8 protein-coding genes are annotated in these 11671 nt (G+C 48.1%); 5 read left to right on the top strand and 3 right to left on the bottom strand.

Annotated features, from left to right (window positions below; all coding sequences use genetic code 11):
• Window positions 1–5: 5 nt before the first annotated feature.
• The 3 genes from ACJJH9_RS03415 to ACJJH9_RS03425 are packed head-to-tail and all read left to right on the top strand — an operon-like array spanning window position 6 to window position 4321.
• The gene (locus ACJJH9_RS03415; protein ID WP_444924320.1) at window positions 6–2333 is read left to right on the top strand and encodes an efflux RND transporter permease subunit; all 2328 of its coding nucleotides are present in this window, start codon (window positions 6–8) and stop codon (window positions 2331–2333) included.
• A 20-nt stretch (window positions 2334–2353) separates the two neighbouring features.
• Window positions 2354–3130: an outer membrane lipoprotein-sorting protein gene (locus ACJJH9_RS03420; protein ID WP_444924321.1), complete on the top strand. Its 777-nt coding sequence runs from the start codon at window positions 2354–2356 to the stop codon at window positions 3128–3130.
• Between the two features lie 9 nt (window positions 3131–3139).
• Complete coding sequence (locus ACJJH9_RS03425) at window positions 3140–4321, top strand: hypothetical protein (protein WP_444924322.1); 1182 nt, start codon at window positions 3140–3142, stop codon at window positions 4319–4321.
• 116 nt (window positions 4322–4437) lie between these two features.
• Here the strand turns inward: ACJJH9_RS03425 and ACJJH9_RS03430 are convergent, their stop codons facing one another.
• The 3 genes from ACJJH9_RS03430 to argS form a co-directional block, all read right to left on the bottom strand.
• Window positions 4438–5907: a nucleoside hydrolase gene (locus tag ACJJH9_RS03430; RefSeq protein WP_444924323.1), complete on the bottom strand. Its 1470-nt coding sequence runs from the start codon at window positions 5905–5907 to the stop codon at window positions 4438–4440.
• A gap of 205 nt (window positions 5908–6112) precedes the next feature.
• Window positions 6113–7000 carry a dTDP-4-dehydrorhamnose reductase family protein gene (locus tag ACJJH9_RS03435; protein ID WP_444924324.1) on the bottom strand — a complete coding sequence of 296 codons (888 nt, stop codon included), beginning with the start codon at window positions 6998–7000 and terminating at the stop codon, window positions 6113–6115.
• A 163-nt stretch (window positions 7001–7163) separates the two neighbouring features.
• Entirely contained in the window at window positions 7164–8900 is a 1737-nt protein-coding gene (gene argS, locus ACJJH9_RS03440) for an arginine--tRNA ligase (RefSeq protein ID WP_444924325.1), read from the bottom strand.
• 135 nt (window positions 8901–9035) lie between these two features.
• On the opposite strand from argS, the gene sbcB reads away from it, so the two are divergent.
• Both sbcB and ACJJH9_RS03450 read left to right on the top strand, forming a co-directional pair.
• On the top strand, window positions 9036–10487 hold the full coding sequence (gene sbcB, locus ACJJH9_RS03445) for an exodeoxyribonuclease I (RefSeq protein ID WP_444925203.1): 1452 nt from the start codon (window positions 9036–9038) through the stop codon (window positions 10485–10487).
• Between the two features lie 110 nt (window positions 10488–10597).
• Window positions 10598–11614 (top strand): aspartate carbamoyltransferase, encoded by a 1017-nt coding sequence (locus tag ACJJH9_RS03450; protein ID WP_252084788.1) that lies wholly within the window; start codon window positions 10598–10600, stop codon window positions 11612–11614.
• Window positions 11615–11671: the final 57 nt, after the last annotated feature.

An 11671-nucleotide genomic window follows, 5' to 3' on the forward strand; every position in this document is an offset into this window, starting at 1 on the left:
ATATAATGGAGCAACTATTTAGAGGGATTCTATCGCGTCCAAAATTGGTATTGTCTGTTTTTTTGCTTTTTTTTGTTGCCTGTACAGTTGGTGCTAAAAACCTTTTTTTTCGTGGTGATTATGCAATTTTTTTTGACGATTCGAATAAAGAGCTTCAGGCGTTTAATGAGATTGAAGGTACCTTTAACAAGACTGATAGTTTGGCGATAATTATAGCGCCAGAAACTGGCGATATTTATACTGAAAAATATCTCGAATTGATAATGCTCCTCACAGAAGATGCTTGGAATATTCCTTATTCCAGTAGAGTGGATTCCATTGCCAACTATCAGCATACTGAGGCTCAAGAAGATGATCTTTTAGTTGAAAATCTCGTATTCAAGAATTATCCGTTAAATACAGAATATATTAATAAAGTTAAGTTTGTTGCTGAGAATGCCCCAAGGCTTAAGGGGGCCTTGGTTTCAAAAACAGGTGATTCCGCAGTTATTAATATCACTTTTCAATTGCCGTCAGGCGATAAGACCGCTCGAGTAGCTGAAATCACGGACCATTCAGATAGGATGCTTGCTTCCTATCAAGAGTCATACCCTGATGTTTCATTTCATCAGGCTGGCATCGTTGCTATGAACTCTTCCTTTACCAAGGCTGCTCAAAAAGACATTCTCACTTTAGTGCCAGTAATGTTTGCGGTAATTAGTTTATTATTAATTATGACGCTAAGGTCGATCACCTATGTAATTTTAACCTTGGTTATTGTTGTTACAAGTGTAGTGGCAACTATGGGGATTTATGGTTGGGCAGGAATGTATTTGAGCATTGCCACAGTTAATGTTCCCACAATGATAATGACTTTGGCAGTGGCAGATTGTGTACACCTGATTACCTCTGTCAATGAAGGCAAAAGGCAGGGATTGGGGAATCGAGAAGCTGTTGTTCATAGTTTTAAACTGAACTTTATGGCTATTTTAATTACTTCTGTGACGACGGCTATCGGATTCCTAATAATGAATGTTTCTGATTCGCCTGTCTTACGGCATATGGGTAGTTTATCTGCTTTGGGAGTTATGCTGGCTTTTGTTTTTTCGATTTTCCTTTTGCCAGTGCTGTTATTATTGATGCCAGTAAAAGTATATAAGGAAAGAGGAGGTGTTTCTTCTAAATTATTTCAATTGCTACCAAATCTGATAATTCGTTACCATCGAAGTATCTTTTGTGTCTCCACTATTGTGGTTTTGATTGCTGGCTATATGGTGATGCAGAATCGAATAAATGATGATCCGATAGAGTACTTTGATTCCAGTCATAAATTTAGAATTGCTGCCGATTATATGGAGAACCATATTAGCGGCATGACTAATATTAGTATTGCTGTCAAGTCTGGTAAATCGCAGGGTGTAGTTGATCCTGATTTTATTTCTATGCTAGATGATTTTACAAATTGGCTTCGTATGCAGCCACAAATAGATCATGTTGCTAGTCTAGTGGATACCTATAAAAGGTTAAATAAAAACCTACATGGTGACAAGGAAGAATACTACAAGTTACCCAATGATAGAGAGTTGGCTGCACAATATCTTCTATTGTATGAACTTTCCTTGCCCTATGGATTAGATATTAATAATGAAGTCGATATTGATAAATCAGCGGTTAAACTGCAATTGACAACTAAAAATTTAGGTAGCGGTGAGCTTGTTGATTTTGAAAACAAAATATATGACTGGTTCAGTAGTAATGCTCCACAATATGAAATAGTTGCATCCAGTCCCTCTCTTATGTTCGCACATATTGGAGAGACAAACATGCATAGCATGCTTAAATCATTACCAATTATTTTAGTGTTAATTTCTACACTCTTAGTTATTGCATTAAAGTCTTTGAGGATTGGAATAATCAGCTTGTTACCTACATTGGTTCCAGTTTTATTGGGGTTTGGTTTATGGGCATTTATTTCAGGAGAGGTGAATCTAGGTTTGTCTGTTGTCGTGTCACTTACATTGGGTATTGTGGTGGATGATGCTGTTCATTTTTTGAGTAAATATCAATATTCTCGTCGGCAGGGAAACTCTGTGGAAGAAGCAATATCCTACTCTTTTAATACCGTGGGGCGTGCTCTCTGGGTTACTTCTCTCGTACTGGTTGCTGGATTTCTTGTTCTTGCATTATCTAGTTTTCGATTGAATTCAGATTTAGGTCTTTTAAGTGCTTTAGTGATTACAATTGCCCTAGTTGTCGATTTCTTACTTCTGCCAGCTGTGCTTTTAATTTTTGATAGAAGAACGGATATTGTGCAAGCCAAGGCCAACAATGAGCTTTTGTCTGCTGCCAATTAAAAATATCAATAGGAAAAATCATGATAAAGAATGGAATTTTAACTTGCCTGTTACTTCTTTTGGCTTCCCTCGCGATAGCGAATACCGAAATGGGGCTGGAAATTGCCAAAGAGAGAAAGGTAAGAGATGAAGGCTGGAGAGACTCAATTGCAACTGTCAGTATGTTGTTGAAAAATGCATTGGGTGAAACTAGCTCAAGAGAACTTAGGGTTAGAACTCTGGAAATTGAAGGTGATGGAGATAGAGGATTAACTGTATTTGATGAGCCTCGTGATGTAAAAGGAACTGCTTTTTTATCCTATTCTCACATAAATAGTCCTGATGATCAGTGGCTTTATCTACCTCGGTTAAAGAGAGTTAAGCGAATAGCCTCACGAAATAAATCAGGGCCTTTTATGAGTAGTGAATTTGCCTATGAAGACATGACTTCCTTTGAATTGCAGAAATATAAGTTCAGCTATCTAAGAGAGGAGCTAATAAAGGGAAGGGAAACCCTTGTTGTGGAACAAATACCTACTGATGAGTATTCTGGCTATACAAGGCAGGTAGTCTGGATTGATAAAGATCACTATCAACCAATTAGAACGGAATTTTACGATCGAAAGGGAGAGTTATTAAAAACACTACAATTGGAGGACTATCGCCAATATTTGGAGCAATATTGGCGGGCACATGTTTTGACAATGATAAACCATCAGACGGGCAAAAGTACTGTGCTCACCATTCATGATCTTAAATTTAAAGTAGGGTTGGGTGAAGATGATTTTAATGTAGCGACGCTTAAAAGAATACGTTGATTTTTTACAATGAAGCTACACATATTTAATTGTCTGTTTATTATATTTCTACTTGCTGCCGCCTCTAGTGCTAGTTGTGTCGAATTACGAGGGATTGCTGCAGTTGAGTATCGCCAATTCCTTGCTAGAGGCGAGGTTGGTCAGAAGACCTTTCAGCCTTCTGTTTTTGTTGAACCAGAACTCTATCAATCTTTTTTGAAAGACAGTGCTAGCATCACTGTAGTACCTTTTTTACGGTTAGATGTTTTAGATGATGAACGGTCTCACTGGGATATCCGTGAATTTATGCTGCGATATCACTTTAAAGAGGTAGATCTTGAGGTTGATCTTGGAATAGGTAAGGTATTTTGGGGTGTTACTGAGTCTCAGCATCTGGTGGATATAATTAATCAAACTGACAGTATCGAATCATTAGATAATGAGGATAAACTCGGTCAGCCGATGCTTCATGTTTCATGGATTAAGGAATGGGGAAGTGTTGAGGGTTTTCTACTCCCTTATTTTCGAGAACGTACATTTCCAGGTGAGGATGGGAGACTTAGTTTAGGCGTTGAAAATTCGTCTGCTCAGTATAAGTCCTCGAAAGGGAATAGGCATTTGGATTTTGCAGTTAGATACTCTACTAGTATGAATTCGGTTGATCTGGGGGTAAGCTATTTCCAGGGCACTGGTAGAGATCCTAATTTTATCTATAACCAGCAGCAATTGTTACCTTTTTACCGGCAGATTAGACAGGTTGGAATTGATGCCCAGTGGCTAAAAGGAGATTTTTCTTGGGTTTCCGAAGCTCTGTGGCGTGATACTGGTGAAAAAGAGTACTTTGCAATAACCGCAGGTTTTGAATACAGCCTTGTAGGGATCACTGATACAAATATGGATTTAGGTATTCTAACGGAAGTTTTGTATGATTCCCGTGGACAGAGTGCTACGACAGCATGGCAGCAAGATATTTTTATAGGAACTAGACTTGCAGTTAATGATATCGCAGGGACTGAGATATTGCTGGGGATAACCCAGGATCTTGATTATTTTAATTCCAGAGCTATAAAGCTTGAAGCATCGAGCAGGATTACAAATTCTTGGCTGTGGAGGGTGAATGGATGGATTTTTAATAGTTATGGTAAAGAGGATCCATTGAGTAGTTTCCAAAAAGATGATTATTTAGAGGTAGGTTTAGAATATTATTACTAGTACTTTAGGGTTGACTAATTTCTCAAAATTACCTTATTAAGGATCTTCGAATGCCCCCAATATCCCTCATAACGCTCTGTCAATAGAGTACGGGGGGCTAATTTCAATTTAGTAAATTACAGTCTACATCTAGATCCCTTACGAGCAGAATTAAAACGATCGCGCAGGCGCTCAATCATTGCAGTGCGGGCGGCATCGTGGTTGATACCCATTACGACATTCACTTCTAGGCCCTCGCCGTTTTCAGCAAAAGTGGTTTTACCTACGGTGGGGTCGAAGGTGATGGGGTCATAAGGCGTCATGCTGTCGGCCAGGCCGGCATTTAGCTGGTCGACTTCGATAAACCCAGGTACCAGATCCATCTCCAGAGTTTCAGGCTCCAACAGCACCAGTGCGGCGATAATATCCCACAGGCGAATAACGGCATCCATGGCGAAGTCGCCGTTACCCTGGAAATCTCCACCTTCAAATTCTCGGATGGAGCTGAGCAGTTGGGAGGTATAACAGGCTTCCGGCGTCGCGCGGCGTTCGGCCAGGGCTTCGATAGTGTTGCCCTGCACCTTGGCCATATCGGTGGAGTTGGTGGGCACCAGATAGGTTTCAATATTATTTTCGCTCAGGGCGTCAAAGGCCCACTGTGCACTCAGTGGGTCGAGCAGAATATTGAATTCCTGGTGGGTGCTGAAGTCGCTTTCACAGCCGAAGCTTGGGTGAGAAAAAATATTCCCGCCCAAGTTACGGGATTTATCGCCGAAGCAAGCAGCCTCGTGATTTGCGGTGAAGGGTTCGTAATTTTCAAAGCCGCCGCCCATCATTATCACACGGTCAATTTTAGACAGCTGTTCTTCATTGGCCTTGCCGAGTACACGGGCCAGGGTGGTCAGTTTGCCGGTATTGAAAACGACTGGAGACTGCTCCAGGTTATCCAGCGTTTCCAGGATAATGTCTTCAGCCAGCTCAAAGTTGAAAGAAACACCATTGTTGCCCTGATAGCGATAGTGATCCTGTTTTGCGCGGGGGATCAGATGGTCGGTGCCGTATAGGGTGGAGCCGTTGTCGCGCCAAGGGCCGGGTACATACTGGCCAAAGAGATTAATGCCCATGGCATTGCGGCGCTCCAGATTCCATGTGCCGGTGCTGAAATCGGAGGAGTTGGGTAGCTGGTAATCATCGCGGCCAGTTACAGCGTTGTCGTCATTTACCGGAGCGCTGGAAGCCTTACCGTTAGCCCCGTAAGCGACCTCCTCAGTGGCAAAGTAGGCACCGCGTATCACTTTGGTTTCGTTGTTACCCAACCACTCGAGGATGTTGTAAACCGTATTGGCTCCGTGCGCTACAGTATTGAAGGAGTCTTCAACCACTGCCAGCTCCAGGGTGTAGCGCGGGTCTTTGGCAATCAGCATCAATGCTACGGCATCGTCAAAGTTATTGAAGTCGCCGATCCAGATAATCGGTTGGGCATCTTCATTTTTGGTTGCCTGGTGCAGGCGCTTTCCATGGCGACCATTATCCGCATGGCAGGAGGCCAGGGTTGCAAAGGTACCCAGAATCAGAGCACCAGCAGAAAGCCAACGTTTTAATTTCATCTATATTTCCCTAAGGTTCGAGTGTTTTAAATTGGCATTTCATCAATTCTTCCTTGAGCTGATGGATGGCCACTTCTGTATTAATAGCCATTAGTACTTGTTAGCAACCAATGGTGTTCAACTACAAAAGTTAATGCCGGCTTATAGGCCGGCACAGGTATATCCCTATACCATTTAATTTCTTTTATTCGTTTTCCATTAGCTTTTAATTCTGGATAAAAGATTTCAGGTTGCGTGCCAGTTGCTGAGGCAATGGTTCGGTCCCTTTGATGCCCAGGTTTGTTAAGCGCGATTTATCCAGCTGACAATTGTAGGGGCGCGGTACTGAAAAATCGGGTTTGCTATCTGCGCTGATATGGTCAGCACTCAATTCGCACACTTTGGCAATAATATGCGCGAGTTCAAAGCGGGTGCAGGCAGTGTCGCCGCTCCATTGATAGATACCTTCAAACTGGGTGCCACCGTGAGTTTTCAAAAGGCATTGCTCCAATACTTCTGCTACTTCCTCCACGCTGGTGGGAAAGCGAATTGCCCAGTGATCCAGTGTGACCGGTTTTTGTTCTCGCAGTGTCTCTAATAGGGCGGTAACACCCGATTCCTCCAGGTAGGAGACGGGTCCAAACAGCCAGGGCAACCTTAATACCCAATGGTTACCGTTGTTCAGTACCGCTTCCTCTCCTGCCAATTTGCTGCGGCCATAGAAATTCACGGGATTGGGTGTGTCATCGGAAGTGTAGGGTGGGGCAGTACCATCAAAGACATAGTCGGTGCTGATATACACCAACTGAGCATTGATTTCGCTACAGTACTTTGCCAATAACTCAGTACTGCCGACATTGAGCTGCCAAGCGGTATCTGGATTATCGGCACAGCGGTCTGGCCAGCGCTCGGCGGCACAGTGGATTACCACATCCGGCTTAATTTCCAGCAGAGAAGCTTTTACCGCGCTGCTATCCGATAAGTCCAGGCGAATTAACTTTTCGCCTGCGCGAGAAAAAGCGGTTCCGGTTACAGAAAAAGTAGGGTTGTTGGAAAGTTGCTTAAATACACTACGGCCCAGCAGGCCGGAGGCGCCGGTAATCAGGATTTTCACGGGTTACTTTCCTTTAATTAGACCAGTGGGGAAGCGGTGGCCTATGTGGGGCAATGAATGGTGCAGGATAGTTTGGCTGGAGGCTAGGGAAGCCTGCCCGCCAGAGAGCCGCCCGGCCAGCCAGCCTGCAAATTTGCTGGAGGTATGGCCGGGCAAGAACAATTTACATCTGCTCCATAACTTCAATACCGAGCAAGCCGAGGCCAGTCGCGATAGTGCTGGCCACCAGGTTACACAGCTGCAGACGGCTGTGCTTCTGTTCTTCACTTACCCCTTCTTTCAATACCGGGCAGGCTTCGTAGAAGCTCATATAGGCACTGGCCAGCTCGTACAAATAAGTACAGAGCACGTGTGGGAAGGTGTCTTTGGCTACCTGATCCAGTACTTCACCAAATTGGTTCAGTTTTACTGCCAGTGCGCGCTCTTGGGGGCTTTCCAGATTAATATCGCCCTTGAGTTCACTCGCCTCAATACCGGCCTTGCGGAAAATACTGCGTACGCGGGTATAGGCATACTGTAGGTAAGGCGCAGTATTGCCTTCAAAGCTGAGCATGGATTCCCAGCTGAAGATGTAATCGTTAGTGCGGGTCTTGCTCAGGTCCGCATATTTCACCGCGCCGATGCCTACCTTGCGCGCGATTTCCGCACAGGTTTGTGCATCCAGCTCAGGGTTTTTCTCGGCTACCAGTTTCTCTGCGCGCTCCACCGCTTCATCCAGCAGGGCGGCCAGTTTTACCGTACCGCCGCTGCGGGTTTTAAACGGTTTGCCGTCGTCGCCCATCATGGTACCGAAGGTGCAGTGTTCCAGGCCCACAGAATCCTCCACAAAACCGGCTTTGCGTGAGGCGACAAAGGCCTGCTGCAGGTGCAGGGATTGACGGGCGTCCACTACGTAGAGGATACGGTCAGCTTTGAGCTGGCTGGCACGGTAGCGGATAGCGGCCAGGTCGGTGGTGGCGTACAAATAACCGCCGTCTTTTTTCTGAATAATCATCGGGCTTGGATTGCCCTCTTTATCGGCCATCTCTTCCAGGAACACCACGATAGCACCCTGATCTTCGACGGCGATGCCGCGGTCTAGCAGCTCTTTAACCAGCACCGGCAGATCGCTGTTGTAGCGGCTTTCGGCATAAATATCTCCAGGCTGAAGAGTGACATTGAGCTTGGAGTAAATCTCTTCACAGTGGCTGATGGAGATATCGATAAACTGTTTCCACAGTTTCAGGCACTGCTCATCGCCACCCTGTAGTTTTACAACGTATTCACGGGCGCGATCGGCAAAACCCTCTTCCTCGTCGAAGCGTACCTTGGCTTCGCGATAGAAAACTTCCAGGTCGGCCAACGCCACTTCGGCATCATTGTCTGCCAGCTTGTCGGAGAGGTGCGCCAGTAACATACCGAATTGGGTGCCCCAGTCGCCCATATGGTTTTGGCGAACCACCTTGTGACCCTGGAATTCCAATAAGCGCGCCAATGCATCACCGATAATGGTGGTGCGCAGATGGCCCACGTGCATTTCTTTTGCCAAGTTGGGGGAAGAGTAGTCGATGACTACGTTCTTCGGCTCTTCAACAGGGGAGATATTCAGACGTGTATCAGCCTTGGCTGCTAACAGTTGTTGGCTCAGCCATTGCTTACTCAGGTGGATATTAAGAAAGCCGGGACCCGCGATCTCGACCTTTTCGATCATATCGCCCTTGTCCAGCTGCTCAAGGATCTTGCTGGCCAGCTCACGCGGGTTGGTGCCCAGTCGCTTGGCGGCGCCCATAGCGCCATTGGCCTGGTAGTCGCCAAATCCGGCTTTCTTCGCAGGTGCCACAATCGGGCCGCATTCTTCGGGGATACCGGCGGCAAGCATGGCGGCCTGGAATTTGTCGGAGAGGAGTTGGCGAATATTCATAGAGGGTTATAGCTGTCTTAAATTCGTGGAAACGCCGAATTTTAATGGGCGGTGGCGGCTTTGCAACCAGCGAGGGCTGGAGAGCGACTCAAATCTGGGGTCAGGTGTCCAGATGGTGTGGTGCTCAGTGGTATGATGCCGCCAAATTATGGAGGTACCGTGAGTTCTACCACACTTTATTGGCACGATTATGAAACCTGGGGCACAGACCCGGGTGCCGACAAACCGGCGCAGTTTGCCGGTATCAGGACCGACGAAGCGCTGAATATCGTCGGCGAGCCATTGATGATTTACTGCCGTCCCTCGGCGGACTGCCTGCCGCAGCCCATGGCGAGTCTGGTGACCGGCATCAGCCCGCAAAAGGCCCTGGCTAACGGCGTGCCGGAAATTGAATTTATCCAGCGTATCCTCACCGAACTGGGTGCACCTGGTACCTGCGGAGTGGGCTACAACAGTTTGCGCTTTGATGACGAAGTAACCCGCTACACCCTGTACCGCAATCTGCTCGACCCCTATGAGCGCGAGTGGCGCTCCGGCAATAGCCGCTGGGACATTATCGACATGGTGCGCCTCACTTACGCTCTGCGCCCCGAGGGTATCCAGTGGCCGACACGCGAAGACGGTGCGCCGTCTTTCCGCCTGGAAGAACTGACCGCTGCCAATGGAATTTCCCACGAGGGCGCTCACGATGCACTCTCTGATGTCCACGCTACGATTGATATGGCGCGGCTGATCCGCAAGCAACAGCCGAAGCTTTACGATTATGTTTTCCGCCTGCGCCGGAAGCAGGAAGCCGCCAAGATGATTGATATGCGTGAGCGCCGCCCGCTGTTGCATATCTCCGGCAAGATTTCTGCCAATCATGGGCATTTGACCTACGTGATGCCGTTGGCCAGCCATCCGGTGAATCGCAATGCCGTAATTGTTGCCAATTTGGCGATGGACCCGGAGCCTTTACTCAACCTGGATGCGGATACGCTGCGTGAGCGCCTCTATACCGCTCGCGATCAGCTGGGTGAAAGCGAACTGCCGGTTGGGCTGAAATTGGTGCACTTGAACAAGTGCCCGATATTGGCCCCAGCCAACATGCTCGATGATAAACGTGCCAGTGAGCTGGGCATCGACCGGGCGGCTTGTGAGGCCAACTGGCAGAAGTTGAAAGGCGTTGATCTGACCGAGAAACTGCACAACATATATCTGGATCGGGAGTTTCCCCAGAAAGATGTAGAGGCGGATCTCTACGGCGGTTTCCTCAGCGATGCCGACCGCGATATCTGCCGTGAGCTGCACCGCGGCTTGGCAGCCCGCGGGCCCGAAGCCCTGGCTGGCGAAGTGCCATTCAGTGATAAGCGCCTGCCTGAACTGCTATTCCGCATGCGTGCGCGCAACTTCCCAGAGACCCTATCCGACGAGGAACATCAGCGCTGGCAGATCTGGTGTTTCCAGCGGTTAACCGATCCCACCGCAGGGGCCTCTATCACCCTCGAAGATTACTTCCGCCAGCTGTCCGAACTGCGAGTACAGCATCCAGAGCGGATATCGCTGATTACCGAGCTGGAAAACTGGGGCGATAGCCTACTCGCCTAATGTGTTGAATCGCGCCAGCGGCCATTCTTTCACTGGGCTCTATTGCGGTGCCCGAGTAGAATGCCGCTCGCGAACACCCGCGCCCACAAGGCGCAATCACTGGAGTAACCATGGACTTTATCGGAGCCAATATTCTGTCCGTCAGCCAGTTCGAACGTGCCGATATAGAGCGCGTATTCGATGTGGCTGACGCCATGACCCCTTATGCAAAGCGCGAAAAGGTAACGCGCGTGTTGGAGGGGGCGATTCTCGGCAATATGTTTATGGAGCCGAGCACCCGTACCCGCCTGAGTTTTGGGGCTGCTTTTAACTTATTGGGTGGCACGGTTCGGGAAACTGTGGGGATTACTGCCAGCGCAATGGCCAAGGGCGAATCCCTCTACGATACGGCACGGGTACTGTCGGGCTACAGCGATGTGATTTGTATGCGCCACCCGCAGGAGGGCTCTGTGGCAGAATTTGCCGCAGCGAGCCGCGTGCCGGTGGTCAACGGCGGTGATGGCGCTAATGAGCATCCCACCCAGGCGCTGTTGGATCTCTACACTATTCGCAAAGAGCTGGCCGCCCATGGCCGCACCCTGGATGATTTCCGCATTGCCATGATTGGCGACCTCAAACACGGTCGCACCGTGCATTCCCTGTGCAAGCTGCTGTGCTTATTTGGCAGTGTGCATATCACTCTGGTCTCCCCACCGGAGCTGGCAATGCCCGATGCGATTGTGGAGAAGCTGCGCGAGGTGGGGCACGAGGTAACGGTGACCGACCAGCTGGAATCCTCGATCGCCCATGTGGATATCGTCTATTCCACCCGTATCCAGGAAGAGCGCTTTGCCTCTCAGGATGAGGCCAACCGCTATCGCGGGCGTTTCCGCCTTAACCGGGCGATTTTTACTCGCTACGCAGAGCCCAATACGGTGATTATGCACCCCCTGCCGAGGGATTCACGCGCAGAGGCCAATGAACTGGATACCGACCTGAACGAACATCCTAGCCTGGCGATTTTCCGCCAGACCGATAACGGCCTGCTGGTGCGTATGGCTCTGTTCGCCCTGCTGTTAGGGGTGGAACGTCAAGTGGATAAATACGCCCGCGAAGTAAACTGGCATAGCCGTCGCAACCCTGTTTAACGTCACTTTCCTTGTTTTCGGATAACGCCGTTTTTTTCTGTTAATCTGATTGAGTTA

It is taken from the genome of Microbulbifer mixtoriginis (SeqCode) (genome assembly GCF_052466715.1).

Excerpts from the sequence above, each read along its gene's own strand:
- ACJJH9_RS03415 (WP_444924320.1), top strand. The coding sequence starts at position 6 with ATGGAGCAACTATTTAGAGGGATTCTATCGCGTCCAAAATTGGTATTG.
- ACJJH9_RS03420 (WP_444924321.1), top strand. The coding sequence starts at position 2,354 with ATGATAAAGAATGGAATTTTAACTTGCCTGTTACTTCTTTTGGCTTCC.
- ACJJH9_RS03425 (WP_444924322.1), top strand. The coding sequence starts at position 3,140 with ATGAAGCTACACATATTTAATTGTCTGTTTATTATATTTCTACTTGCT.
- ACJJH9_RS03430 (WP_444924323.1), bottom strand. The coding sequence starts at position 5,907 with ATGAAATTAAAACGTTGGCTTTCTGCTGGTGCTCTGATTCTGGGTACC.
- argS (WP_444924325.1), bottom strand. The coding sequence starts at position 8,900 with ATGAATATTCGCCAACTCCTCTCCGACAAATTCCAGGCCGCCATGCTT.
- sbcB (WP_444925203.1), top strand. The coding sequence starts at position 9,036 with ATGCCGCCAAATTATGGAGGTACCGTGAGTTCTACCACACTTTATTGG.
- ACJJH9_RS03450 (WP_252084788.1), top strand. The coding sequence starts at position 10,598 with ATGGACTTTATCGGAGCCAATATTCTGTCCGTCAGCCAGTTCGAACGT.